The 25,498-nt window shown below is 71.5% G+C and carries 23 protein-coding genes and 1 pseudogene; 10 read left to right on the top strand and 14 right to left on the bottom strand.

Annotated features, from left to right (window positions below; all coding sequences use genetic code 11):
- Positions 1-30: 30 nt before the first annotated feature.
- Entirely contained in the window at positions 31-189 is a 159-nt protein-coding gene (locus ACFZDK_RS11490; RefSeq protein ID WP_388909245.1) for a hypothetical protein, read from the top strand.
- Positions 190-274: 85 nt separating this feature from the next.
- Here the strand turns inward: ACFZDK_RS11490 and ACFZDK_RS11485 are convergent, their stop codons facing one another.
- Together ACFZDK_RS11485 and ACFZDK_RS11480 are read right to left on the bottom strand one after the other, a co-directional pair.
- Positions 275-2,137: a thioredoxin-like domain-containing protein gene (locus tag ACFZDK_RS11485; RefSeq protein WP_390971804.1), complete on the bottom strand. Its 1,863-nt coding sequence runs from the start codon at positions 2,135-2,137 to the stop codon at positions 275-277.
- A 102-nt stretch (positions 2,138-2,239) separates the two neighbouring features.
- On the bottom strand, positions 2,240-2,632 hold the full coding sequence (locus tag ACFZDK_RS11480; RefSeq protein ID WP_390971803.1) for a cupin domain-containing protein: 393 nt from the start codon (positions 2,630-2,632) through the stop codon (positions 2,240-2,242).
- A gap of 53 nt (positions 2,633-2,685) precedes the next feature.
- On the opposite strand from ACFZDK_RS11480, the gene ACFZDK_RS11475 reads away from it, so the two are divergent.
- Together ACFZDK_RS11475 and ACFZDK_RS11470 are read left to right on the top strand one after the other, a co-directional pair.
- Positions 2,686-3,684 (top strand): helix-turn-helix domain-containing protein, encoded by a 999-nt coding sequence (locus ACFZDK_RS11475; protein WP_390971802.1) that lies wholly within the window; start codon positions 2,686-2,688, stop codon positions 3,682-3,684.
- Positions 3,681-4,175: an LURP-one-related family protein gene (locus ACFZDK_RS11470; protein WP_390971801.1), complete on the top strand. Its 495-nt coding sequence runs from the start codon at positions 3,681-3,683 to the stop codon at positions 4,173-4,175. The genes ACFZDK_RS11475 and ACFZDK_RS11470 overlap by 4 nt, the downstream gene beginning before the upstream one ends.
- A gap of 18 nt (positions 4,176-4,193) precedes the next feature.
- On the opposite strand, the gene ACFZDK_RS11465 is transcribed toward ACFZDK_RS11470, so the two are convergent.
- Entirely contained in the window at positions 4,194-4,991 is a 798-nt protein-coding gene (locus ACFZDK_RS11465) for a nitrilase-related carbon-nitrogen hydrolase (protein WP_390971800.1), read from the bottom strand.
- Between the two features lie 182 nt (positions 4,992-5,173).
- Here ACFZDK_RS11465 and ACFZDK_RS11460 point away from each other — a divergent pair, with 182 nt between their 5' ends.
- Positions 5,174-5,998: a maleylpyruvate isomerase family mycothiol-dependent enzyme gene (locus ACFZDK_RS11460; protein ID WP_390971799.1), complete on the top strand. Its 825-nt coding sequence runs from the start codon at positions 5,174-5,176 to the stop codon at positions 5,996-5,998.
- Between the two features lie 57 nt (positions 5,999-6,055).
- Positions 6,056-6,820, top strand: a complete 765-nt coding sequence (locus ACFZDK_RS11455) for a methyltransferase domain-containing protein (RefSeq protein WP_390971798.1) — start codon at positions 6,056-6,058, stop codon at positions 6,818-6,820.
- Between the two features lie 142 nt (positions 6,821-6,962).
- Here the strand turns inward: ACFZDK_RS11455 and ACFZDK_RS11450 are convergent, their stop codons facing one another.
- Both ACFZDK_RS11450 and ACFZDK_RS11445 read right to left on the bottom strand, forming a co-directional pair.
- Positions 6,963-8,282 (bottom strand): MFS transporter, encoded by a 1,320-nt coding sequence (locus ACFZDK_RS11450; RefSeq protein ID WP_390971797.1) that lies wholly within the window; start codon positions 8,280-8,282, stop codon positions 6,963-6,965.
- The gene (locus tag ACFZDK_RS11445) at positions 8,279-8,929 is read right to left on the bottom strand and encodes an FCD domain-containing protein (RefSeq protein ID WP_390971796.1); all 651 of its coding nucleotides are present in this window, start codon (positions 8,927-8,929) and stop codon (positions 8,279-8,281) included. The genes ACFZDK_RS11450 and ACFZDK_RS11445 overlap by 4 nt, the downstream gene beginning before the upstream one ends.
- A gap of 196 nt (positions 8,930-9,125) precedes the next feature.
- Between ACFZDK_RS11445 and ACFZDK_RS11440 the strand changes: the two genes are divergently transcribed.
- Complete coding sequence (locus tag ACFZDK_RS11440) at positions 9,126-10,025, top strand: D-alanyl-D-alanine carboxypeptidase family protein (RefSeq protein WP_390971795.1); 900 nt, start codon at positions 9,126-9,128, stop codon at positions 10,023-10,025.
- A gap of 242 nt (positions 10,026-10,267) precedes the next feature.
- Positions 10,268-10,642 (top strand): annotated as a pseudogene (locus ACFZDK_RS11435) (DNA-binding protein); the annotation flags it as partial.
- A gap of 140 nt (positions 10,643-10,782) precedes the next feature.
- On the opposite strand, the gene ACFZDK_RS11430 reads toward ACFZDK_RS11435, so the two are convergent.
- The 3 genes from ACFZDK_RS11430 to pdhA are packed head-to-tail and all read right to left on the bottom strand — an operon-like array spanning position 10,783 to position 14,370.
- A complete protein-coding gene (locus ACFZDK_RS11430; protein WP_390971794.1) occupies positions 10,783-12,177 on the bottom strand; it encodes a 2-oxo acid dehydrogenase subunit E2 in 1,395 nt (464 codons plus the stop codon).
- Positions 12,178-12,187: 10 nt separating this feature from the next.
- Entirely contained in the window at positions 12,188-13,165 is a 978-nt protein-coding gene (locus ACFZDK_RS11425; protein ID WP_390971793.1) for a transketolase C-terminal domain-containing protein, read from the bottom strand.
- Positions 13,166-13,167: 2 nt separating this feature from the next.
- Positions 13,168-14,370, bottom strand: coding sequence for a pyruvate dehydrogenase (acetyl-transferring) E1 component subunit alpha (gene pdhA, locus ACFZDK_RS11420; RefSeq protein ID WP_390971792.1), 1,203 nt, complete (start codon positions 14,368-14,370; stop codon positions 13,168-13,170).
- 510 nt (positions 14,371-14,880) lie between these two features.
- Between pdhA and ACFZDK_RS11415 the strand changes: the two genes are divergently transcribed.
- A complete protein-coding gene (locus ACFZDK_RS11415) occupies positions 14,881-15,924 on the top strand; it encodes a phosphotransferase (protein ID WP_390971791.1) in 1,044 nt (347 codons plus the stop codon).
- Between the two features lie 52 nt (positions 15,925-15,976).
- Here the strand turns inward: ACFZDK_RS11415 and ACFZDK_RS11410 are convergent, their stop codons facing one another.
- Entirely contained in the window at positions 15,977-17,563 is a 1,587-nt protein-coding gene (locus tag ACFZDK_RS11410; RefSeq protein WP_390971790.1) for a protein kinase, read from the bottom strand.
- Between the two features lie 318 nt (positions 17,564-17,881).
- On the opposite strand from ACFZDK_RS11410, the gene ACFZDK_RS11405 reads away from it, so the two are divergent.
- Positions 17,882-19,522: a protein kinase gene (locus ACFZDK_RS11405; protein WP_390971789.1), complete on the top strand. Its 1,641-nt coding sequence runs from the start codon at positions 17,882-17,884 to the stop codon at positions 19,520-19,522.
- An 84-nt stretch (positions 19,523-19,606) separates the two neighbouring features.
- Here the strand turns inward: ACFZDK_RS11405 and ACFZDK_RS11400 are convergent, their stop codons facing one another.
- Entirely contained in the window at positions 19,607-20,149 is a 543-nt protein-coding gene (locus ACFZDK_RS11400; protein WP_355714143.1) for a bacterial proteasome activator family protein, read from the bottom strand.
- 185 nt (positions 20,150-20,334) lie between these two features.
- Here ACFZDK_RS11400 and ACFZDK_RS11395 point away from each other — a divergent pair, with 185 nt between their 5' ends.
- Positions 20,335-20,928: a hypothetical protein gene (locus ACFZDK_RS11395; RefSeq protein ID WP_390971787.1), complete on the top strand. Its 594-nt coding sequence runs from the start codon at positions 20,335-20,337 to the stop codon at positions 20,926-20,928.
- Positions 20,929-20,941: 13 nt separating this feature from the next.
- Here ACFZDK_RS11395 and ACFZDK_RS11390 read toward each other — a convergent pair whose 3' ends face one another.
- Genes ACFZDK_RS11390 through ACFZDK_RS11375 form a run of 4 tightly spaced genes read right to left on the bottom strand, consistent with a single transcriptional unit; the run spans position 20,942 to position 25,398 of the window.
- Positions 20,942-21,922, bottom strand: coding sequence for a zinc-binding dehydrogenase (locus tag ACFZDK_RS11390; protein WP_390971786.1), 981 nt, complete (start codon positions 21,920-21,922; stop codon positions 20,942-20,944).
- 25 nt (positions 21,923-21,947) lie between these two features.
- Positions 21,948-23,045 carry an NAD-binding protein gene (locus tag ACFZDK_RS11385; protein WP_390971785.1) on the bottom strand — a complete coding sequence of 366 codons (1,098 nt, stop codon included), beginning with the start codon at positions 23,043-23,045 and terminating at the stop codon, positions 21,948-21,950.
- Positions 23,042-24,454, bottom strand: a complete 1,413-nt coding sequence (locus ACFZDK_RS11380; protein ID WP_390971784.1) for a molybdopterin-binding protein — start codon at positions 24,452-24,454, stop codon at positions 23,042-23,044. The genes ACFZDK_RS11385 and ACFZDK_RS11380 overlap by 4 nt, the downstream gene beginning before the upstream one ends.
- On the bottom strand, positions 24,451-25,398 hold the full coding sequence (locus ACFZDK_RS11375) for an NTP transferase domain-containing protein (protein ID WP_390971783.1): 948 nt from the start codon (positions 25,396-25,398) through the stop codon (positions 24,451-24,453). Before ACFZDK_RS11375 ends, ACFZDK_RS11380 begins: the two co-directional genes overlap by 4 nt.
- Positions 25,399-25,498: the final 100 nt, after the last annotated feature.

Raw genomic sequence — 25,498 nt, 5'->3', positions numbered from 1 at the left:
CCTCGTATCGACCCTCGTAGGAGAAAAGCGATGTACGGCAGAGTGATCGGCGCGGGCACGGTAGGCGCGGGCGGTGCGACCCTGGCCGCAACCGGGCTGTGGATCAACAGCATGGCGATGGTGGTGGCGGCCACGACGCTGGTGGCGGCCGGGGTGGCGGTGTTCAAGTTGGTTCCGCGACGGCGGTAACCGGCTGTGTCCTGGCTGCGGGTGCGTGGGGGCTGGTCGCGCCCGCGCGGCGGCAGCCGCACATCGACACGGCCCCGCACCCCTTTCAGGGGCGCTGATCCATACCGGCGAGGATGAGTGGAAGCCGGTTCGCCCCGGCCTCTGTCAGGTGGACCGGCACTCCCCAGTCCTGCTGATGCACATGGCAGGCCGGGTATTCTCCCCCAGTCTTCGACCGGGAGGTGCCCCCAGCCTCGTCGTCGTCGCAGGACGCGGCCATCGCCGAGACGTGCAGGACGCCCTCCGGGACGGCCGGGTTCAGGTCCAGGTCTCTCGACAGGTCGGTGTCGGCGCCCTCGCCCTTGAGCAGGAGTTCCGGCGGGGTCGAGGACACGAGCAGGCGCGTCGACGGGCCGTATCTCGTGTCCAGTTTCTGGCCGTCCGGGGCCTGGAAGATCACGTCCAGGCGGAGGCGGCCGGGCGTCACCTCGGTCGCCGCCCGCTGGGTGCGGTGGGCGACCGACTCCACCCGGACGGCCTCCTCGGGGAGCCGGAGCCGGGTCAGGCGGTGGCGGGCGGACTCGACGACCACGATGTCGTCGCCGGCCAGCACCGCGTCGCTCGGCTCCCTGAGGTCCGTGGCCAGCGTGGTGACCTCGCCGGTCGCGGGGTCGTAGCGGCGCAGCACGTGGTTGTAGGTGTCGCTGACGGCGACCGAGCCGTCGGGCAGCGCCGTGACGCCCAACGGGTGCTGGAGCAGGGCCTGTCCGGCGGCGCCGTCGCGGTGGCCGAAGTCGAAGAGGCCGGTGCCGACGGCGGTGTGGACGTGTCCGTCCGGGTCGACCCAGCGCAGGGCGCTCGTCTCCGAGTCGGCCAGCCAGAGGCGGTCCGGCGTGGCCGCGAGTCCGGACGGCTGGGCGAACCAGGCCTCGGCGGCCGGGCCGTCGACCAGCCCCTCGTTGGTGGTGCCGGCGGCGACGGAGACCGTCCGGTCCTGGGGGTCGTACGCCCACAGCTGGTGCACGCCCGCCATGGCGATCCACACCTTGCCGCCGAAGACCGCCACGTCCCAGGGGGAGGACAGGTCGATCTCGCGGGCCGGGCCGGAGGTCGGGGAGCCCTGCCACCACTGGCGGCCGGTGCCGGCGAGCGTGGTGACCTCGCCGGTGGCGAGGTCGAGGCGCCGGAGCGCGTGGTTGACGGTGTCGGCGACGACCACCGAGCCGTCGTCGAGGAGCGCCAGACCCTGCGGCTCGCTGAAGGAGGCCTCGGTCGCCGGGCCGTCGGTGAAACCGCGCGTGCCGGAGCCGATCCGCCGCAGGACCGTCTCGGCGTCCTCGGCCAGCTCCACCAGCTGGTGCCGGGAGGTGTCACTGACCAGGAAGGTCCCGGAGGGCAGCAGCAGCGCCTTGCCGGGGAAGCGCAGGGCGGTCGGCTCGGGCTCCGGCGGCACGTACGGGCCGTCGCCGCGCCGCAGGGTGCCCTTCGCCTCGTGCTCCGCCTCCAGCTCCTCGACCAGCCGGGCGATCGCGTGCGCGTGCCCCTCGCCGGCGTGCTGCGCGACGACATATCCCTCGGGGTCGATCACCACCAGCGTCGGCCAGGCCCGGACCGCGTACTGCTTCCAGGTGGCGAGCTCCGGATCGTCGAGCACCGGGTGCTCCACGCCGTACCGCTCCACCGCGTCCACGACCGCCCGGTGCTCCGCCTCGTGCACGAACTTCGGCGAGTGCACCCCGATGATCACCACCGTGTCCCGGTGCCGCTCCTCCAGCTCCCGCAGCTCGTCCAGGACGTGCAGGCAGTTGATGCAGCAGAAGGTCCAGAAGTCCAGGATGACGATGCGCCCGCGCAGGTCCGCGAGGGTGTACTGGCGGTCGCCGGTGTTCAGCCAGCCGCCCTTGCCGGTCAGCTCGGGGGCACGGACGCGGGCACGGCGCCGGGTGGGGGCGGGGGATGTGTCGCTCATGGATCAAGAGTGCCACTCACCGCCGGCCGGGCGATTCCGCCTGTGGATAACTCGCATCGCCCCTGGTCAGAACACTGGTCGGGGAACTGGTCAGCGCACTGATCAGCGCAGTGCGTGGCCCGTCGTCGCGTCCACGTGGTCCGGGATCTCGTCGTGGCGGTCGCCGACCGTGGAGGTGCCGGTCGGCTCGAAGAGGAGGATCGAGGCCGCGGACGGGGCCGTCGGCCTGTGCTCGGTGCCGCGGGGGACGGTGAAGACCGAGCCCCTGGGCAGGACGACCGTGCGCTCGCCGGCCGGCTCCCGCAGGGCGATGTGCAGCTCGCCCTCCAGGACCAGGAAGAACTCGTCGGTGTGGTCGTGGACGTGCCAGAGGTGCTCGCCCTCGACCTTGGCGACGCGGACGTCGTAGTCGTTGACGGCGGTGACGATACGGGGGCTCCACAGCTCCTCGAAGGAGCCGAGGGCCTGGGCGAGGGAGACGGGTTCGCTGCTCATGGCGATCATCCTGGGCCGTGGCCCGGCGCCGGCGTGAGTGCTAGAAATCGCATATGGCGCAAGGATCCTCGCAACCGATCCATCGGGTGGCCGTGATCGTCGACGCGGGCACCAATCCGTTCGAGGTAGGGGTGGCCACCGAGCTGTTCGGGCTGCCGCGGCCCGAGCTGGGGCTGCCCGTGCCGCCGTACGAGGTGACGCTGTGCGCGCCTACGCGCGAGGTGCGCATGAACCACGGCTTCTTCACGCTCAGCGGGGTGGCGGGGCTGGAAGCCGTGGACGCGGCGGACACGCTCGTCGTGCCCGGCAGGCCCGACAACGTCGTCCCGCGCGGTGCCGACGTCCTCGACGCCGTCCGGCGCGCGCACGCGCGGGGCGTGCGGGTCATCAGCTTCTGCACCGGGACCTTCGCGCTCGCCGAGGCCGGGCTGCTGGACGGGCGGCCGGCCACCACCCACTGGCGCTGGGTGGACGCCTTCCGGGAACTGCATCCGCGGGTGCTGCTCCGGCCGGACGTGCTCTTCGTCGACGACGGCGACCTGCTCACCGCCTCCGGCAGCGCGGCCGCGCTCGACCTGGGGCTGCACATCTGGCGGCAGGACCACGGCGCCGAGATCGCCAACGCGGTGTCCCGGCGGCTGGTGTTCGCCTCGCACCGGGACGGCGGACAGCGCCAGTTCGTGGAGCGGCCGGTGCCCGAGGTGCCGGACGAGTCGCTCGGGCCGCTGCTGGCCTGGGCGCAGGAGCGGCTGGACGAACCGCTGACCGTGGCGGACCTGGCCGCACGGGCCGCCGTCTCCCCCGCCACCCTGCACCGCCGGTTCCGCGCCCAGCTGGGCACCACCCCGCTGGCCTGGCTCACCGGCGAAAGGGTGGCGCTGGCCTGTCGGCTCATCGAGCGCGGGGAGGAGCGCCTCGACGTGGTGGCGGCGCGCAGCGGGCTCGGTACGTCCGCGAACCTGCGCGCGCGTCTACGTCGTGAGACCGGACTCAGCCCCTCGGACTACCGCCGGCGTTTCGGGCCGGTGGCCCGGGAAGGGGTACAGGCATGAGATTCCTGGTACGCGACCGGCTCCTCGGCTTCGGCGAGGACTACTGGATCGAGGACGAGCACGGCGCCAAGGTGTTCCTCGTCGACGGCAAGGCCATGCGGCTGCGCGACACGTTCGAGCTGAAGGACACCCGCGGGCGCGTGCTCGTCGACATCCACCAGAAGATGTTCGCCCTGCGCGACACCATGGTGCTCGAACGGGACGGCGAGCCCCTGGCGACCATCCGGCGCAAGCGGCTCTCCCTGCTGCGCAACCACTACCGCGTGCGCCTGGTCGACGGCACCGAGCTGGACGTCAGCGGCAAGATCCTCGACCGCGAGTTCGCCGTCGAGTACGACGGTGAGCTGCTGGCCGTGGTCTCCCGGCGCTGGCTGCACGTGCGGGAGACCTACGGCGTCGACGTCGTACGGGACGACGCGGACCCGGCGCTGCTGATCGCGGTGGCGGTGTGTGTGATCCACCTCGCCGACAAGGAGCGGGAAGAGGACTGACGGAGGGCCGGCGGAGGGCTAGCGGTGGTGCGGGGGCTCCAGGCCCAGCAGGCGGTCCTTGAGGGCCGGGAACTGTTCGCGGGTCGTGGCGACCCTGGCCGGGTCGAAGTCGACGGTGAGGATCTCCTCGCCGGCGCCCGCCTCGGCGAGTACCTCGCCCCAGGGATCGACCACGATCGAGTGACCCGCCTGCGGAACTCCGGCGTGTGTCCCGGCCGTTCCACACGCGAGCACGAACGCCTGGTTCTCGACCGCCCGTGCCTGGGCCAGCAGCGTCCAGTGCGCGCGTCGCCGTTCGGGCCAGCCCGCCGAGAGCACCATCGTCTCGGCGCCGGCGTCGACGAGTCCGCGGAAGAGTTCGGGGAAGCGGAGGTCGTAGCAGGTGGCCACGCCCAGCGTGGTCTCCGGGAGCCGGACGGTCACCAGTTCCTGCCCGGCGCCCATCAGCACGGCCTCGCCCTTGTCGAAGCCGAAGCGGTGGATCTTGCGGTAGGCCGCGGCCAGCTCACCGGAGGGGGAGAAGACGAGAGCCGTGTTGTAGAGGGGGCCGTCAGGGTCCCGCTCGGGGATGGAGCCGGCGTGCAGCCAGACGCCCGCGTCGCTCGCCGCCTTGGCCATCGCCTCGTACGTCGGGCCTTCGAGCGGTTCGGCCTCGGTGGCGAACTCCTCGTAGGCGAACGCCCCGGTCGTCCACAGCTCCGGCAGGACGACGAGGTCGGCACCCGCCTGTTCGCGCACCAGTGCGGTCACTCGCCGCCGACGAGATTCGACCGATTCGTCGTCGTTTACATCGATCTGGAGGAGCGAGGCGCGCACACTACCACCGTCCTGGCATTCGAGCCGTCCATACGGGCCTACGATCGTCACACGAAAGCACTGCCGGGGTGCCTCACAGCAGCGTAACTTAGCGTCTCAAGACACCCGCCGACAGCAGCCACCTCCCGCTGGCAGCGCCGCCACAACCTGCCCGAGTACCGACCGCCGAGGGGTCCCGTTCCGTGAGTCTGCATCCCACCCTCCAGCCCTACGCCGACGCCTGGACCCATTCCATCGAAGCGATATCGGAGCTGGTGACGCCCCTTGTCGAGGGCGAGTGGAACCGGCGGACGCCATGCCCGGGCTGGTCGGTGCGCGATGTCGTCTCCCATGTCATCGGCATGGACTGCGAGATGCTCGGCGACCCGCGCCCCATCCACACGCTGCCGCGCGACCTCTTCCACATCACCAACGAGCACCAGCGCTACATGGAGATGCAGGTCGACGCCCGCCGCCACCACACGGCGCCCGAGATGACCTCCGAGCTGGAGTACACGGTCATCCGCCGCAACCGCCAGCTGCGCAACGAGTCGCGGGAGCCGGGGCACCTGGTGCGCGGGCCGATGGGCAAGGAGATCGCCCTCGAACAGGCGATGCGCAACCGCGCGTTCGACGTGTGGGTGCACGAGCAGGACCTGCGGGCGGCACTGGGCCGGCCCGGCAACCTCGACTCGCCGGGCGCGCAGGTCGCCCGGGACGTGCTGCTCGCCGAGCTGCCCCGGGTGGTCGCGGGCGACGCGAACGCACCGCGCAGTTCGGCCGTCATCTTCGACGTGCACGGACCGGTCGAGTTCCTGCGCACCATCCGCATCGACATCCAGGGGCGCGGCACCCTGGAGACCACCCCGGCTCTCGGCCCCGCCGCCATCTTCACCCTCGACTGGGAGACCTACGTCCGTCTGGCCTGCGGCCGCACCACCCCGGACGCGGTCGCGGACCGGGTGAAGGCGGAGGGCGACCAGGAGCTGACGGCGGCGATCCTGCGGAACTTCGCGGTCACGCAGTAGCGGGGGCCCCGGTAAACCGGTGTTCTGGGCCGGCCCCCGGGACCTACCGTGCCCGCCATGACAGTCGCCTCCGCACCGCATGACGACCTCCCACCCCGGCTCACCCGTCTCACCTTCCACGGCCCCCTCTCCGAGGCTCGCGCGACCGGGATGGTCCGGCGCCTCGCCGCGACCCGCCCGTCCACCGTGCTGGACATCGGCTGCGGCTGGGGCGAGTTGATGCTCCGGCTGCTGGACGCACTGCCGCAGACCCAGGGGCTCGGGGTGGATCTGCGGGAGGAGGATCTACGGCGCGGGCGGCGGAACGCGAAGGCGCGGGGGCTCACGGAGCGGGTGCGGTTCGTCCGGGAGTCCGCCGTGGACACCCGGCGCGGCCCGGCCGACGTGGTGCTGTGCCTCGGGGCGAGGCAGGCGCTGGGCGACGATCTCGTACCGGCCCTGCGGGAACTGCGGCGGCTGGTGGCCGACGGCGGGCGCGTCCTGCTCGGCGAGGGCTTCTGGCAGCGCACCCCGACGGAGGCGGAGCTGGCCCGGATGTGGCCGGGCGCCACGGTCACCGACCACCACGACCTGGCCGCCCTGACCGACCTCGCGGTGGCCGCCGGCTTCCGCCCGGAGTGGACGGAGACGGCGAGCCCGGACGAGTGGGAGGAGTTCGAGTCCGCCTACCAGGCGGACACCGAGGTATGGCTGGCGGCCAACCCCGGTCACCCCTTGGCCCCCGAGACCCGCGAACGCCTGGACACCCACCGCTCGGCCTGGCTGACGTACCGGGGCGTACTGGGCCTGGCCTACCTGACCCTGGTACCGGCGAAGGCCTGACCACCCGACCACGCACGGCAGGTCGCCGGGCGGCAAAGTACCCGACCACGCACGGCAAGCCGCCGACGGCGCCCCGCCCCCACAGGTCGCCCAGCCTCTCTGCCGACGGGAAACGGGCGGTGCGCGGGTGGGAGAAGAACACTCACGCGGGCACGTGCACCGTCTCCACCCGGCTCGCCACCAACCGCTCCCGCTCCCGCCGAACCGCGCGCCCCCGCAACCGCAGGATCTGACTCACCCCCAGCGCCTGCAGCACGAACACACACGAGAACGCGACCGAGTAGTTGTCATCGGTGGCGTCCAGCAGCACACCCACCAGGAACAGCGTCGTCATCGACGCCACGAAACCACCCATGTTGGTGATCCCCGACGCGGTCCCCTGCCGCTCCGGCGGATTCGCGGGCCGCGCGAAGTCGAACCCGATCATCGACGCCGGCCCGCACGCCCCCAGCACCGCGCACAACACCACCAGCAGCCACATCGGCGCGTGCTCCGCCGGATACACGAGGGTCACCGCCCACACCGTCGCCGTGGCCCCGACCGTCCCCAGCGCGAGCGGCAGCCGCGCCGTGTGGTGCCGGGCGACGATCTGGCCGTAGACCAGCCCGATCGCCATGTTGGAGAGGACGACCAGGGTCAGCAGTTCGCCGGCCGTGGCACGGGACAGCCCCTGCGCCTGGACCAGGAACGGCAGCCCCCACAGCAGCAGGAACACCATCGCCGGGAACTGGGTGGTGAAGTGCACCCACAGCCCGAGCCGGGTCCCCGGCTCCCGCCAGGACGCAGCGATCTGCTTCCGTACGTACGCCGCCCCCTGGTGCGGGAAGGGCTCGGGCTCGTACCCCTCGGGGTGGTCCTTCAGGAAGACCAGGACGAGGACCAGCACGACCGCGCCGGCCAGCGCGCTGCCGGCGAACGCCGGGGTCCAGCCGATGCCGTGCAGCAGCCGGGCCAGGACCAGGGTGGAGACGAGGTTGCCCGCCATGCCGACCAGACCGGCGAGCTGGGCGACCATCGGCCCGCGCCGCACCGGGAACCAGCGGGTGCCGAGCCGCAGCACGCTGATGAACGTCATCGCGTCCCCGCAGCCGAGCAGCGCGCGCGAGGCGAGCGCGGTGCCGTACGACGGGGAGAAGGCGAAGCCCAGCTGTCCCGCCGTGAACAGCACCGCGCCGATGCTCAGCACCTTCTTCGTGCCGAGCCGGTCGACCAGCAGGCCGACGGGTATCTGCATACCGGCGTAGACCAGCAGCTGGAGGATGGAGAAGGTGGACAGTGCCGAGGCGTTGACGTGGAAGCGGTCGGCCGCGTCGAGACCGGCGACACCGAGGGACGTACGGAAGATGACGGCGACGAAGTAGACCGAGACGCCGATACCCCAGACCGCGACGGCCCTGCGGCCGCCTGGGGGTGCCCCCTCTGAGGCGGGATCACCGGGCAGCGAGGTACCGCTGCGGCTCATCGGACCTCACCCCGCGCCAGGTGCGCGAACCAGTCGACGTGCCGGTGCACCAGCGCCACCGCGCCGTCGGCGTCCCCGGCGCGCAGCGCGGCCAGGATCTCCTCGTGCTCGGTCAGCGACTTGGCGATCCGGTCGGGGTGCGCGTGCATGATCGCGACGCCCATCCGGAGCTGGCGGTCGCGCAGCTGGTCGTAGAGGCGGGAGAGGATCTCGTTGCCGCCGTCGCGGACGATCTCGGCGTGGAAGCAGCGGTCCGTGACGGCCGCGGCGGCCAGGTCACCGGCGGCGGCCTCGGCCTTCTGCCGGTCGAGCAGGTCCTGCAGCCGCGCCACCAGCGCCGCCGACGCGGGTACCGCCTTGCGCACCGCGTGCTCCTCGACCAGCATCCGGGTCTCCACCACGTCCGCGATCTCCTGGGCGGAGACGGGCAGCACCATGGCGCCCTTCTTCGGGTAGAGCTTGATCAGGCCCTCGACCTCCAGGCGCAGCAGCGCCTCGCGGACCGGGGTGCGGGAGACCCCTACGGCCTCGGCCAGTTCGCCCTCGGTGAGAAGGGTGCCGCCCTCGTAGTGGCGGTCCAGGACACCTTGCTTGACATGGGAGTACACACGGTCGGCGGCGGGGGGCTGCTTGACGGCCAGGCTCATGCCCACAGCATAGATACAACACGTACGCAAGGCTCGTCTCGTCCACCATGCGGACGTGACATAAATCCCCCTCAGCAACCGCACAACCATCTGTGCTACTTACGTGTCACACACGTGCGGCCCCACTCGCTTTGGCACCCCCAACTCGGCCGCATGCCAGGGGCATTACGACTCGACTCGACTCGGGGTATTTCAGTTGATTACCGGTATTAAGGGCACCCGCCTCCGCAAGGCCGTCGCCGTCGCCGTCACGTCCGGCGCGATGCTCGCGACCGGGGCCCTCACCGCGGCACCCGCGCAGGCCGTCACCAAGCCCTCGATCGTGGCCAAGGGCGGCTTCGCGATGAACAACGCGAACGCGAAGACGCTGTACACGAAGGCGGCGGACACCAAGCTGTCCACCGGTTCGACCACGAAGGTCATGACCGCCAAGGTCGTGCTCGCGCAGTCGAACCTGAACCTCGACAAGAAGGTCACGATCCAGAAGGCGTACAGCGACTACGTCGTCGCGAACAACGCCTCCCAGGCGCACCTGATCGTCGGCGACAAGGTCACCGTCCGCCAGCTGCTCTACGGGCTGATGCTGCCCTCCGGCTGCGACGCCGCCTACGCGCTCGCGGACACGTACGGCTCGGGCACCACGCGCGCCAAGCGCGTCGCCAACTTCATCGGCAAGATGAACACCGCCGCGAAGAACCTGGGTCTGACCCACACCCACTTCGACTCCTTCGACGGCATCGGCAACGGCAACAACTACTCGACGCCGCGCGACCTCACGAAGATCGCCAGCAGCGCGATGAAGAACTCCACGTTCCGCACGGTCGTCAAGACGAAGAAGTACACCGCCAAGACGATCACCAAGACCGGTTCCACCCGCACCATGGGCGCCTGGACCAACACCAACACGCTGCTCTCCAGCTACAGCGGCGCCATCGGCATCAAGACCGGCTCCGGCCCCGAGGCCAAGTACTGCCTGGTCTTCGCCGCGACCCGCAACGGCAAGACGGTCATCGGCACCGTCCTCGCCTCCTCCTCCATCTCCCAGCGCGCCACGGACGCCACGAAGCTCCTGAACTACGGCTTCGCGACCATCTGATACGCCGCACACCCATCCGACGAAGGCCCGCCGCAAGCCACGCGGCGGGCCTTTGGCATGCCAGAACATCCCACCGCAGCAGAACGTGAGTTCTTCCCTCGCATTCATGAACATCACAGCATTTGACTGGCATATCCGATTTTCTCCGCCCCCAGGTTCCGCGGCGGAGGTGGTTCACATGAACGAACCCAATCAGCGACTTCGTGTACGCGGCCACCGGAGCGCGAGTACGACGGCTGACCATGCCGGGACCAGGTTCCGGAAGAGCACCGAGAGTGTCTTGAGACCGTAAGTGGAGCTTACGGTCTCAAGGTTCCCCAGGTCGGGGGTGGCGTCGAGACATGAACCTCATCGATCTCCAGGACCTGATCATCCTCGTCAACGCCTGCACGAAGGCGGCCTGTGCCCCCTTCAAACAGTGGGTCGCGGAGGTCATCGAGACAGTGCAGCGAGAGGGTTCTTACACTCTCGAAGAGGCCGAGGTGCAGCCGACCGAGCCCGTCGCGTACGCCATGCCGGAGCAGGTCGCGAATGCCATCGTCCGGCTTGAGGCACACAACCTCCAGTTGGACGAGCAGTTGGTGAACGGGCAACGCGAACTGATCGAGCTGCAGAAGGGAGTGGGCGGTCGCAATCCGAAGTCGCGGCCGCCCGCCCTGACGCCTATCTCTCTCAGGCCGAGAGTGTCCGCGAGACCGTAACTGGAGGTTACGGTCTCAGCGTTTACGCAGCCCTTCTCTCAACGCGCCCGGGAGGGTCACCCCCAGGTGATCAACCGCTTCGGCTGTTCCAGGATCGCCGCGATGTCCGCGAGGACCTTGGAGCCGAGTTCGCCGTCGACCAGGCGGTGGTCGAAGCTGAGGGCGAGGGTGGTGACCTGGCGGGGCTTCACCTTGCCCTTGTGGACCCAGGGCTGGAGCTTGATGGCGCCGACGGCGAGGATCGCCGCCTCGCCGGGGTTGAGGATCGGCGTGCCGGTGTCGATGCCGAAGACGCCGACGTTGGTGATGGTCACCGTGCCGCCCTGCATGGTGGCGGGCGACGTCTTGCCGTCCCTGGCCGTGGTGACCAGCTCGCCCAACGCCTCGGCCAGTTGCGGGAGCGTCTTGGCGTGGGCGTCCTTGATGTTCGGGACGATCAGGCCGCGCGGGGTGGCCGCGGCGATGCCCAGGTTGACGTAGTGCTTGAGCACGATCTCCTGGTTCGCCTCGTCCCAGGACGCGTTGATGTCCGGGTTGCGCTTGATGGCGACCAGCAGGGCCTTGGCGATGAGCAGGAGGGGGTTCACCCGGAGGCCGTGCAGGTCCTTGTCCTGCTTCAGCTCCTCCACCAGCTTCATCGTGCGGGTCACGTCCACCGTCACGAACTCCGTGACATGCGGCGCCGTGAACGCGGAGCCGACCATCGCCGCCGCCGTCGCCTTGCGGACGCCCTTGACGGGGATGCGGGTCTCGCGGGCCGTGTCGTACGACGTGATGGTCGACGTGGCGGGGGCCACCGGAGCGGCAGGGGCCACCGGTTCGGGCACCGCCACCGCCGCGTGGACGTCGTCGCGCGTGATGACGCCGTCCGGGCCGGACGGGGTCACCGTGGCCAGGTCGACGCCCAGGTCCTTCGCCAGCTTGCGCACCGGCGGCTTCGCGAGCGGACGGGGGTGTTCCGGGGCGACGGGGGCCGGGGCGGGAGCAGTGCCGGGGCCGTGGCCGTTCAGTTCGGTCTGGATCGACGCCTGGGCCGCCGCCTCGGCGACCGTGACCTCCGGACCCTTGCGCGGGCGGCGCTTCGTGGAGGAGGCAGCCACGCCGTAACCGACGAGGACCGGCTGGCGGCCCTCCGGCTTCTTCTCCGGCTCCGGCTCCGGGGCCGCGGCCGGCTCCTCGCCCGGGGCGCCGCCCGCCACGTCCACCGCGATGATGGCCGTGCCCACGTCCACCGTGGTGCCCTCGGCGAAGCGGAGTTCGCGGACCACGCCGTCGTAGGGGATGGGGAGCTCGACGGCCGCCTTCGCCGTCTCGACCTCGCACACCACCTGGCCGTCCGTGACCGTGTCGCCGGGCTGGACGTACCACTTGAGGATCTCGGCCTCGGTGAGCCCCTCGCCCACGTCCGGCATCTTGAATTCGCGTACGGACGCTTCCGTCATCGTCGTCACGACCCTCTCCTCAGTACGCCAGGGCACGGTCGACGGTGTCGAGCACCCGGTCCAGGCCCGGAAGGTACTCCTCCTCCAGACGGGCCGGCGGGTAGGGGGCGTGGTAGCCGCCCACCCGGAGCACCGGGGCCTCCAGGTGATAGAAGCAGCGCTCGGTGATGCGGGCGGCGATCTCCGCGCCCGAGCCCAGGAACACCGGCGCCTCGTGGACCACGACCAGGCGGCGGGTCTTCTCCACCGAGGCCTGGATCGAGTCGAAGTCGAGGGGGGAGATGGAACGCAGGTCCAGGATCTCCAGGGACTTGCCCTCCTCGGCGGCCGCGTCGGCGGCCTCCTGGCAGAGCTTCACCATCGGGCCGTAGGCGGCCAGGGTGACGTCGGTGCCCTCGCGGACCACGCGGGCCTTGTGCAGCGGGCCGGGGATGGCCTCGGCGCTGACCTCGGCCTTGTCCCAGTAACGGCGCTTGGGCTCGAAGTAGATCACCGGGTCGTCGCTCTGGATGGCCTGCTGCATCATCCAGTACGCGTCGGAGGCGTTGGAGGGGCTGACGACCTTCAGGCCGGCCACGTGCGCGAAGAGCGCCTCGGGGGACTCCGAGTGGTGCTCGACCGCGCCGATGCCGCCGCCGTAGGGAATGCGGACGACGACCGGCATCTTGACCTTGCCCAGCGAGCGGGCGTGCATCTTCGCGAGCTGGGTGACGATCTGGTCGTACGCCGGGAAGACGAAGCCGTCGAACTGGATCTCCACCACCGGGCGGTAGCCGCGCAGGGCGAGGCCGATCGCGGTGCCGACGATGCCGGACTCGGCGAGGGGGGTGTCGATGACGCGGCTCTCGCCGAAGTCCTTCTGCAGGCCGTCGGTGACACGGAAGACGCCGCCGAGCTTGCCGACGTCCTCACCCATGATGAGGACCTTGGGGTCCGCCTCCAGGGCGCGGCGCAGCGACTCGTTGATCGCCTTGGCCAGAGCCATCTTCTCCGCCATGATCAGGCCCCCTCTACGTCCGCGAACGACGCCTGGTAGGCGGCGAACTGGGCTCGTTCCTCGTCGACGAGCGCGTGCCCGTCCGCGTACACGTTCTCGAAGATGGCGAAGTTGTCCGGGTCCGGCATGGCTCGGACCACTTCGCGCACTCGCCTGCCCAACGCCTCGGACTCGGTCTCGAGTTCCGCGAAAAATCCCTCGTCCGCGTGGTTTGAGGCCTCCAGGTACCGGCGGAGGCGCAGGATCGGGTCCTTGGCCTCCCAGGCCAGCCGCTCCTCGTCGCCCCGGTAGCGGGAGGGGTCGTCGGAGGTGGTGTGGGCGCCCATGCGGTAGGTGTACGCCTCCACGAGTGTCGGGCCCTCGCCGCTGCGGGCGCGCTCCAGCGCCCACTTGGTGACCGCGAGGCAGGCCAGCACGTCGTTGCCGTCGACGCGGACGCCGGGGAAGCCGTAGCCCTGGGCGCGCTGGTAGAGCGGGACGCGGGTCTGCTTCTCGGTCGGCTCGGAGATCGCCCACTGGTTGTTCTGGCAGAAGAACACCACGGGGGCGTTGTAGACCGCGGAGAAGGTGAACGATTCGGCGACGTCGCCCTGGCTGGAGGCGCCGTCGCCGAAGTAGGCGATCACCGCGCTGTCCGCGCCGTCCTTGGCGATGCCCATCGCGTAGCCGGTGGCGTGCAGCGTCTGGGAGCCGATGACGATCGTGTAGAGGTGGAAGTTGTTGCTGTTGGGGTCCCAGCCGCCGTGGTTGACGCCGCGGAACATGCCCAGCAGGTTGGTCGGGTCGACCCCGCGGCACCAGGCGACGCCGTGCTCGCGGTAGGTCGGGAAGACGTAGTCGTCCTCGCGGGTGGCACGCCCGGAGCCGATCTGGGCGGCCTCCTGGCCGAGCAGGGACGCCCACAGGCCCAGCTCGCCCTGGCGCTGCAGGGCGGTGGCCTCGGCGTCGAAGCGGCGGGTGAGCACCATGTCGCGGTACAGGCCGCGCAGGTCGTCGGGGGTGATCCCGGCGACGTAGGCGTCGTACTCGGCGTTCTTGACCCGCTTGCCCTCGGGGGTCAGCAGCTGCACGAGTTCGGGATCGGTGCTCTTCTTCGTGGTGGTGCGGCTGGTGGTGCGCTTGGTGCCGGTCTTGCTGCCGGTGGTACCGGCCTTGCCTGCGGCGCTGCGTCGCGGTGTGCCCGCGGCACTGCTGTCCACGCTCACGTGTGCTCCTCCGTCGGTCCGGCCCCCGGGGTTGCCGGGTGAACCAGTGCGGCTCACCTGCTTCCGACACCCATGGCACGGGGTGTGTGCCACTCGGCCGGGAACAGGCGTGACAGGTGCCCCGGCGAGCGCCCTGCAACATGCACGTTACCCAGTGCTCCACATTTCTGTGAAACCCCTCCTGACCTGCGATTTTGCTTGGAAATCCAAGTATTTTTTGCTTGGGTTTCCTAGTAAATCGTCGAGGGCCGGAAGGTTGCTGGTCAGAGCCTTGCAGGAGGCCGGAGCAACGGCACGTTATCCCGCCGGCCCGCATCACGGGAAGAGCCCGCGTGCGCGCCGAGCGACACCTGGGGCTCCGCCGGGACCATACGCCCCCTCGCGCGCCCCGGGGTCCATCTTTCGTACTTGCGTTCGCCGCGGTCCATCGCGTGACCGGATGCGACCGTCGGCGACTGCCTGTGACAACCCCCAGCTCACAGCCTCGGCCGGTGCCCTAGCATCTGCCGCGTGCCGCGCCCATGTGTACCACCCCTCGCTTCCCACGCGCCCCCTCTGGGCGCCCTGCTCCGGCTGTACGCCGCCGGTTCCGCGCTCGCCTGCGAGCCCGTAGAACAGGGTCTGCTCAACCGTGGCTATCGCCTCTGCACCACCCGCGGCCACTACTTCCTCAAGCACCACTTCGACCCCGACACCGCCGACCCGGCCGCCATCGAACGCCGGCATCTGGCCACCCAGCGGCTGGCCGCCCTCGGCGTCCCGGTCGCCCCGCCGCTGGCCCACCGCGAGGGCCGTACGGTCGCCGTCGTCGGCGGTCACGCCTACGCGCTGCACCCCTGGATCGACGGCAGGCACCGGCACGGCGGACAGCTCACGCGCGGGGAGTGCGCGCGGCTCGGTGCGCTCCTGGGCGCCGTGCACGCCTGCCTGGAGCGCGTGATGCCACCCAAGGGGCGCACCCGCCCGGCCACCAGCCCCCATCCCGTGGAGAGCGCCGACCCGGCCGACACCTTCGCCCTCATCGACGACCTGCTCGGCCGGATCAGCGGCCACCACCCCGCCGACGCCTTCGACGAACTCGCCCGCCACCGACTGCTGGAACGCCGTGACCTGCTCGAACAGCACGCCGGCCGACGCCCGCCGCGCGGCGCCTCGGTGGGCTGGGTGCACGGCGACTTCCACCCGTTCAACCTGCTCTACAAGGACGACGCCCCGGCCGCGATCGTGGACTGGGACCGGCTGGGCGTGCAGCCCCGCGCGGAGGAGGCCGTACGCGCCGCCGCGATCTTCTTCGTCCGCCCGTCGGGGCCGCTCGATCTGCGGAAGGTCCGGGCGTACGCGCGCGCGTACCGGCGCGCGGCCGGGGCCACGCCCTCGGAGCTCGCGGCGGCCGTGCACCGGGTGTGGTGGGAACGGCTCAACGACTTCTGGATGCTGCGCTGGCACTACGAGCGCGGCGACACCCGCGCGGACCCGCAGTTCCCGGCCGCCTCGGCGCTCGCCGTGTGGTGGACCAGGGAGTACGACGCGGTGTGCGACGCCTTCGTGGCATGACGGCGCCGGACCTCGGACACGCCTCTCAGTTGCCGAAGGGCGTGGCCGTCCTTCAACCGCCGCCCACGCCGGTGCCGGCGATCGAGTTGCCGCCGTCCCCGGCGCCGCCGTCGCCCGTGCCGGCCGTGTCGGACGGCTCGGTCTCCGGGGAGCTCTCGGTGTCGGTGGGCTCCGAGGAGGTCGCGGGGTCGCTCGGCTCGTCGCTCGGCTCGCTGCTCTGCGTCTGGGACTGGGTGTACGACGGGGTCGAGGACGGCGTGTACCCGTTGTCGTTGCCGGTGTCCGAGCCGCTGGTGTCGGTCTCGGTGTCCGTGGCGGTGTCGCTCGCCTCGTCGGAGGGGCTCGCGCTGGGCGTCTCGTCCTTGGTGGTCTGCGAGGTGGTGGGCGACTCGCTGGTGCCCGCGCCGCCGCCGTCGCCACCGCCGCCGTTCAGCGCCAGCGCGACGCCCGCCGCGATGGCGATCACCGCGAGGACGGCCAGGATCCACAGCTTGCCGCGGCCGCTGCCCTTGTTGCCGTGGCCCTCGAAACCGCCGTCGTCGCCGCCTCCGTAGCCGGACGGCAGGATCGGCTGCGGGATCTGCGTGGTCCCGGAGGCGGCCGTCGGGTGCTGCATCACGGTCGTACCGGCGAACCCGCCCGCCTGGGCGTTCCGGCCGTCGTGCACGGTGACCGGCCCGGTGTTCCAGGTGCCGGTGTGGGCGCCCTGGTCGTAGAGCATCTGCAGGCCGTACTGGACCAGGCCGCGCATCTCCTCGGCGGTCTGGAAACGGTCGTCGGGCTCCTTGGCGAGCGAGCGCATGACCAGGCCGTCCAGCTCCGGCGGGGCGGCGCCCTCGGAGCTCTGGGACGGCGGCACCGGGATGTCCTGGACGTGCTGGTAGACCACCGACAGCGGGGTCTCACCGATGAACGGGGGCCGCAGCGAGAGGAGTTCGTAGAGCAGGCAGCCGGTGGCGTACAGGTCGGAGCGGTGGTCGACGGCCTTGCCGAGGGCCTGCTCCGGGGAGAGGTACTGGGGCGTGCCCATGACCATGCCGGTCTGCGTCATCGTCGTGGACGCGCCGTGCAGGGCGCGGGCGATGCCGAAGTCCATCACCTTGACGGAACCGGTCTGGGTGATGATCACGTTGGCCGGTTTGATGTCGCGGTGCACGATGCCGTGCTGGTGCGAGTAGGCCAGCGCCTCCAGGACACCGGAGACGATGATCAGGGCCTGCTCGGGGCCCGGCGCCTCCGCGTTGATCAGCAGGTCGCGGATGGTGTGGCCCTCGACCAGCTCCATCACGATGTACGGCACGGACTGGCCGCCGACGACGTCCTCGCCGGAGTCGTACACCGCCACGATCGCGTGGTGGTTGAGGCCGGCGACCGACTGTGCCTCGCGGGTGAAACGGGCCTTGGAGACCGGGTCCTCGGCGAGGTCGGCGCGGAGCAGCTTCACGGCCACGGTCCGCCCGAGGCGGACGTCCTCGGCCGCGAACACCTCGGCCATGCCGCCCCGCCCGAGCCGATGGGTCAGCCGGTACCGGCCGTCGCCGACCAGTCCGTGGTTGCCCCACATCTCCGGCGCGTCTGACATGCCGCCGCCAGTCGCCTCGGGGTCGGACGGGCCCTGGGCGCTGTGCGTCTGTGCCATCGGTCCTCGCCGTCGTTTCTGCCCGCGGTGCGCGCGGTGTTGTCACGGTCTCCGTCGGCCACGCTACAGCCTCCGCGCAAGCCCCAGGTCCGGGTTCCGTCCCGTGGACGGACCGGCCATCAAACCCGTACCACGCGCCGGCGTGCAAATTCTGTGTACCGGACGTACGGCCGCTGTAACGCTTCCGCGGCTCTTCTTTCGCGTACGGTCACGGAACGGGCACCGCGCTTGACGTGTCAGTGCCCTCGGGCAGACTTGGCCGGGAATGAGACATTCGATCAACAAGGGTGCCTGAGTACCCAACGGGGGACGGGGAAAATGAGCCAGGACGGCGCACACGGCCGTTATACGGGGCAGGCTCTGGCCGGGGGCCGCTACCAGCTGCGCGACCTGCTCGGCGAGGGCGGCATGGCCTCCGTGCACCTGGCGTACGACGCGGTCCTGGACCGTCAGGTCGCGATCAAGACCCTGCACACCGAACTCGGCCGGGAACAGGCCTTCCGCGAGCGCTTCCGCCGCGAGGCCCAGGCAGTGGCCAAGCTCACGCACACCAACATCGTCTCCGTCTTCGACACCGGCGAGGACGCGCTCGACGGCTCCACGATGCCGTACATCGTCATGGAGTACGTCGAGGGCCGTCCGCTCGGCTCGGTGCTGGAGGAGGACGTACGGCAGTACGGCGCGATGCCCGCCGACAAGGCGCTGAAGATCACCGCCGATGTGCTGGCCGCGCTGGAGATCAGCCACGAGATGGGGCTGGTCCACCGCGACATCAAGCCTGGCAACGTGATGATGACCAAGCGCGGGGTCGTCAAGGTGATGGACTTCGGCATCGCCCGCGCCATGCAGTCCGGGGTCACCTCGATGACCCAGACCGGCATGGTCGTCGGCACCCCGCAGTACCTCTCCCCCGAACAGGCCCTCGGCCGCGGCGTGGACGCCCGCTCCGACCTCTACTCGGTCGGCATCATGCTGTTCCAGCTGGTCACCGGGCGGCTGCCGTTCGACGCGGACTCGCCACTGGCGATCGCCTACGCCCATGTCCAGGAGGAGCCGGTCGCCGCCTCCTCGATCAACCGCGCCCTTCCCCCGGCCGTGGACGCGCTGGTCGCCCGCGCGCTGAAGAAGAACCCGAACGAGCGCTTCCCGACCGCCGAGTCCATGCGCGACGAGTGCCTGCGGGTGGCCGCCTCGCTCCAGCCGGCCGCGCCCAGCATCGTCCCGGGCGTCCCGCAGGCGCAGAGCGGTTCCGGCGTCGGCTCCGCGGTGTTCCCGCCGGTCGGCCAGGCCACCCCGGCGCCTCCCGGACCGGTCCAGACGCCGTACCAGCCGACACCGAACCCGTACGGCACCCCGGGCCCCGCTGCCACCCCCGCTCCGGCCTACGGCTATCCGCAGCAGGCCGGCTACCAGACGCCGGCCGGTTACGCCCAGCCGGCGCCGTCGACCCCGCCGCCGTACACCATCACGCCCACGGCCGCTTCCGCCGCCGGCGGCGGGAAGGGCAACCGCCCGGTGGTCATCGGGTCGATCGCGGTGTCGCTGATCGCGGTGGCCGGGCTGATCGTCGCCCTCGCGCTGAACAACGGCGGCGGGGGCGACGACGACCAGGGGGGCGGCGGCACCAGCCCCGCGAGCGCCTCGGCCTCGCACGCGTCGGGCTACCGCGGGCCGGACACCGCGAAGACCATAGAGAAGACCGAGTGCACCGAGCCGCAGGAGTCGTACGACGACCCGGACAAGATCCAGGTCCCGAACTTCAAGTTCAAGTACATCAAGTCGGTCAAGGAGTGCTTCCAGGCCGCCGGCTGGCAGATGAAGATCGTCGACGTGGACGAGAACACCTACGGCGACGGCACGGTCATGGAGCAGTTCCCGTCCTCGGGCACGGATGTCGACCCGGAGGACATGCCAACCATCGAGCTCAAGGTGTCGACGGGCAACCCGGCCACCGGCTGAGGCGAGGCGGTGGCGCGGTAGCAGTGCCGTAGTAGTAAGGGCCCGGCGGTCGTCCGCCGGGCCCTTCGCTGTCTCGAGGGAGGTCTAGAGGTACGGCCCGCCGGAGCGGCCGGCCGGGCCCTGCTCGTCGCCCTCGTGGCCGCCGACACCCGGGGGCAGCGCGCGCCGCATCTGCTCCAGCTGGGCGCGGGCGGCCATCTGCTGGGCGAACAGGGTCGTCTGGATCCCGTGGAAGAGGCCCTCCAGCCAGCCCACCAACTGGGCCTGCGCGATGCGCAGTTCCGCGTCGGAGGGGGTCGAGTTCTCGGTGAACGGCAGCGAGAGGCGCTCCAGCTCCTCCACCAGCTCCGGCGCCAGACCGTCCTCCAGCTCCTTCACGGAGCTGGCGTGGATCTCCTTGAGCCGGACCCGGCTGGCCTCGTCGAGGGGAGCCGCGCGCACCTCCTCCAGAAGCTGCTTGATCATGCTGCCGATCCGCATGACCTTGGCGGGCTGTTCCACCATCTCCGTCACCGGGATCTCGCGGGAGTCCTCGTCCCCGTTGCCGCCACCGAGCGCCATCCCGTCCTGGCCCACGACCAGGATCTGCGGATTCTCGGGGGACCGTTCGTTCCTCGGCATCTCCATGCCGCCATTCTCTCGCACCCGTACACCTCACCACCGTGGTGCCCCCCGTTGGGGCTGATCCACCGCCCGGAGCCGCCCCGGACCGGCCGTAGACCCATCGGCCGCGTAAGAAATGCCGGGTTTAGTGCTAAATGTGAGGCTGGTGTCCGTCGGCTTGAACGACTGTGCTCCAGGAGGTCACCGACGTGACTCCAAGGCTACGACCCACCCCCGGCGGCGCACGGCGGACGGCGGCAGACAGGCGCGCCCGGCTCGGGCCCATCCGGCTGACCGTCCGACTGCCCGTCCTGCTGTCCGTCCGGGTGCCTGTCCGACTGCTGCTGGTCCTCGCGGCGGTCCTGCTGCCGTACGGCACGGCCGTCGCGTACGACCCCGAGCCCCTGCCCTCCGACTCCGCCAGCGCCTCGGCCACCCCCGAGCCGTCCCGGGCCGGAACCCTGGCCGGTGAGGGCCGGCTGCGGCCGGGACGGCCGCAGGGACCGGCGGTGAAGGTCGAGGGGCAGGACGCGGACGACCCCGACGAGCAGACGGTGACATCACCGGAGCCGGGGCGGACCGGCGACGAGAGCCCGGCCGCCTCCTCACGGCCGCCGGCCCAGGAGGCCGGCCTGGCACCGCCCAGCGCGTCCCCGCCGTCCACCGCCCACCAGGCCGTGGCCCACAGCCAGGACGACGCCTCCGAGCCCGTACTGCACGTCCTCCCGCTGGGCAGCGGCCTGGTCCTGATCGGCCTGGGCCTCGGCCTCGCCTTCGTGGGCCTGCGGGTCCGGCGAAGCTGAAGGCTGCGGCCGGTCAGCTGGCGACCAGCAGGACCTTGCCGATGTGCTCGCTGGCCTCCACCGCGCGCTGGGCCTGCGCCGCCTCGGCCATCGGCAGCTCCCGGTCGACGACCGGGCGGACATGACCCGCGGCGATCAAGGGCCACACGTGCTCCCGCGCCGCCGCGACGATGGCCGCCTTCTCGGCGAGCGGACGGGCCCGCAGCGAGGTCGCGCTGATCGCGGCCCGCTTGCCGAGCAGCGCGCCGATGTTCAGCTCGCCCTTGACCCCGCCCTGCAGACCGATGATCGCGAGCCGCCCGTTGACGGCGAGGGCCTGCACGTTCCGGTCCAGGTACTTGGCGCCCATGTTGTCGAGGATGACGTCGGCGCCCGCGCCGTCGGTGGCCTGCTTCAGCTCGGCGACGAAGTCCTGCTCGCGGTAGTTGACGAGGATGTCCGCGCCGAGCTCGGCGCAGAAGTCCAGCTTCTCCTTGGTGCCCGCGGTGACCGCGACCCGGGCGCCGACCGCCTTGCCCAGCTGGATCGCCATGGTGCCGATACCGCTGGAGCCGCCGTGCACGAGCAGCGTCTCCCCGGGGCGCAGATGGGAGATCATGAAGACGTTCGACCAGACCGTGCACACCACCTCGGGCAGCGCGGCGGCCTGCTTGAGGTCCACGCCCTCGGGAACCGGCAGCAGCTGCCCGGCCGGGACCGCGACCTTCTCGGCGTAGCCGCCGCCCGCGAGCAGGGCACACACCTCGTCGCCGACGGACCAGCCGGAGACACCGGAGCCGAGCGCGACGATCCGCCCGGAGCACTCCAGACCGGGATAGGGGGACGCGCCCGGCGGCGGGTCGTAGAAGCCCTGCCGTTGCATGATGTCGGCGCGGTTGACCGCACTGGCCACCACCTCGACCAGCACCTCGCCCTCGGCGGGCACGGGATCGGGGACCTCGTTCCACACCAGCGCCTCGGGCCCACCAGGTTCGGGAATCGTGATCGCATGCATACGGCCGACGCTACTCCCTGCCTGTTCAGGCCCGGGGCAGCGGCCGGACGTCCGGAGCGACCTGGTTCCCCGGAGAGGCCCGCACGATGGTGATCAGCCGGTCCGTGAGCTGGATGCTGCCGAGGGCCGGATCGTCGTAGCCGAGCACCCGGTGGCCGCGGACGACGCTCACCACCAGGTCGGACGTCTCGCGCGGGCTCTTTCCGACCTCGGCCTTGACCGCCGGGCGTTCGACCAGGTCCAGGCCGCTGCCCTGCTGGATGAGGTCCTCCATGACCATGCCGGCGGCCGGACTGAGCACGGACAGGCCCAGCAGGCGCCCGGCCGCGCTGGCGCTGGTGATGACGGCGTCGGCGCCGGACTGCTTGAGGAGCGGCGCGTTCTCCTCCTCACGGACCGCGGCCACGATCTTCGCGCCCTTGTTGAGCTGCCGGGCCGTCAGTGTCACCAGCACGGCCGTGTCATCGCGCTGGGTGGCGATGATGATCTGCCGGGCCCGCTGGACCTCGGCCCGCTTCAGCACCTCGCTCCGGGTCGCGTCACCTATGACACCCGCGTACCCGTCGGAGGTGGCCGCCTCGATCACCTTGGAGCTGGGGTCGACCACCACGACCTGCTCCTTCTTCAGCCCGGTGGCACAGACGGTCTGGATCGCCGACCGCCCCTTCGTCCCGAACCCGACGACGACGGTGTGATCGCGCAAGGCGGACCTCCAGCGGTTCAGCCGCCATTCCTCCCGGGTGCGTTCGGTGAGGACCTCGAGCGTGGTGCCGACCAGGATGATCAGGAACAGCACGCGCAGCGGCGTGATGACGAAGATGTTGATGAGCCGGGCGCCGTCACTGACCGGGGTGATGTCGCCGTAGCCGGTGGTGGAGAGGGTGACGGTCGCGTAGTAGAAGGCGTCGAGGAGGTCGACGGAGGTGTCCGAGTTGTCGGTGTAGCCCTCGCGGTCGACGTAGACGATCAACGCGGTGGCGACCAGCACCAGCAGGGCCATGGACAGCCGTTTGGCGACCTGCCGGATCGGGCGCTCCACCACCTTCGTCGGGAGCTTCACCCGATGGGTCACCAGATGTTCGTCCGCCTGGCGGGCGATGGCGTCATGGCCCGGAAGTTTCACGTGAAACACACCCCGATCCCGGCGGACGCCCACGGCAGGTCGAGGAGTTCCGTCTCCTCACCCTGGTGCGCGCCGCCCGGCGGTACGACCGCGAGGGCATCGGCGGCGGCGATCCCGCGGAGCATCGCCGGGCCGTTGTAGTGCAGCGGGACGGCGGCGTCACCGCGCAGGACGACCGGGATGAGCCGGGTGTCGTAGGGGTGTCCGTGGGTTCCTTCCGTCAGCGGCAGCGCGTAGGGCTCGGGCGCCGGGCGGGCGGCGAGCGTACGCAGCAGGGGTTCGGCGAGGGTGAGCAGGCCGGAGACGGCGGCGAGCGGGTTGCCCGGGAGGCCGACGAGGTGCTGGTTCGGCTTGGTGCGGGCCAGCAGCATGGGGTGGCCGGGGCGCACCTTGACGCCGTCGACGAGGAGTTCGGCGCCGAGGCGTTCCAGGGTGGGGTGGACATGGTCGACCGGGCCGGAGGCGGTGCCGCCCGTGGTGACGACGAGGTCGGCCGTCGACGAGTTGATCGCCTTGTACAGGGCCTTCGCGTCGTCGCCGAGCCTGCGTACGGCGGTCACCTCGGCGCCGAGCGCGCGCAGCCAGGGCGGCAGCATCGGTCCGAGCGCGTCCCGGATCAGCCCGTCGTGCGGGAGGCCCTCGGTGAGCAACTCGTCACCCAGGATCAGGACGTCGGCGCGGGGGCGGGGCACGGCGGTGACGGTGTCGTACCCGGCGGCCGCGGCGAGGCCGAGGACGGCCGGGGTGACCAGGGTCCCGAGGGGCAGCAACTGGTCGCCGCTACGGCACTCCTGGCCGCGCGGGCGGATGTCCTGGCCGTGGACCGTCTCACGGGTGGCGTGCAGCCGACCCTGGGCGTCGGTGCGGCCGTGCTCGCTGCGCAGCACCGCGGTGGTGTCCGCCGGGATCCGGGCGCCGGTGGCGATCCGGACCGCCTCGCCGTCGGTGAGCGGCTCGGGCTGCGCGTGCCCGGCCAGGACACCCTCCTCGCGTACGTCCCAGGGGCCGGGGCCGGCGACCGCCCAGCCGTCCATCGCGGAGGTGTCGAAGGAGGGCAGGTCGGTCAGCGCGTCCAGCGGGGCGGCCAGGACCAGGCCGAGGGCGTCGGCCAGCGGCACGGAGACGGGGGCGCGGCGGGCGCCGGACCGGGCGGCGCGGGCGGCGATCTCCCGGGCCCGGGGCCAGGGGGTGGCGCGGTGACGGTGGGCCGACGGGGTGCCGGGGGCGGGCTCGCCGTGGCGGTGGCCGCCATGGGGGTGGCCGCCGTGGGGGGTGGGTGCGGCAGCCCCGCCCTCTCGGGGCTCGCGCGGCTCCCTTGGCTCTCTCACGAGGGCGAGCGCCTCCTCGACGTCGAGATCGTCGTCGGTGTCCCCGACGGGCCCGCCGGCCCGGGTACCGGGGGCGGTCACCGGCCGGGCCCGGGGGCTGGGTCTTCGGAGGCGGGGGCGCCGGGAGCCGGGGCGGGCTGCTCGGGGGCGGACTGCTCGGCGGCGGGCTGCTCGGGGGCGTTCGCCTCTTCCGCCCAGCGCAGGGCCAGCGCGGCGGCCTTGCGGGCGGCCTCGGCGACCGCCTCCGGGCCGCCCTTGCCCTGTGCGGCCGCGTAGCCGACGAGGAACGTGGTCAGCGGGGCGGCCGGGCGGGCCACGCCGTGCGCGGCGTCCCTGGCCACGTCGAGCAGGAGGTGCGTGTCGACCTCCAGGTCGATGCCCAGCTCGTCCTTGACTGCGGAGATCCATTCATCCAACACGTGCCCATGCTCCCTGATGCGTGCCCTGGCGTCGGCGATGTCGTCCCAGGTGTCGCAGTCGAAGGACGCGAGGGGGTCCGGGACGCGGGTGAGGTTCAGCGCGGCGGTCAGGCGCCGCAGGGGGAGGCCGGTGAGGCCGTCGCCGTTGGCCTCGGCGAGGGCCGACAGCGCGTGGCGGAGTGCGGTGGTGCGGTAGGCCGCCACGAGGGGCTGGTCGCGGCCGTCGGCGTCGGTGAGCAGCGCGCCGTCCGCGCCGGTCGTGTGCAGGGCCGACAACAGGCGCTGGACGGTGGCCACTTCGAGGAAGGGGAGGTCCGCGGAGAGTACGACCGCGCGGTCGGCGGTGGTGTGGCGCAGGCCGGCGTCGAGGGCGGCGACCGGGCCACCGCCCGGGGGGTCCTCGCGGGTCCAGCGGACCGGGCGGGAGGTGGGGCGGGGAGTTGCGACGACGACGGTTCGCTGTGCGCGGGCGCAGGCCGCGAGGACGCGGTCGAGCAGGGGGCGGCCGCCGACCCTGATGGACGGCTTGTCGGCCCCGCCGAGGCGCCTTGCGGCGCCGCCGGCCAACACGATCGCGTCGTAGGGCGGGGGGTCGGTGGCGGTCACCTTTCGAGTATGGGGGGCGTTCTGATCACGGGGAACCGATGGGGGGCGTGGGATCTGCAGGGTGTGGTTGCGTGCGCCCAAGGGGCGGGGGCGGAACGTC

The sequence above is a fragment of the Streptomyces sp. NPDC007901 genome (assembly GCF_042959465.1).
Taxonomy (GTDB): Bacteria; Actinomycetota; Actinomycetes; order Streptomycetales; family Streptomycetaceae; genus Streptomyces.
Note: the sequence above shows the minus strand (reverse complement) of the source record. Positions and strands in the feature narration are given on the sequence as shown.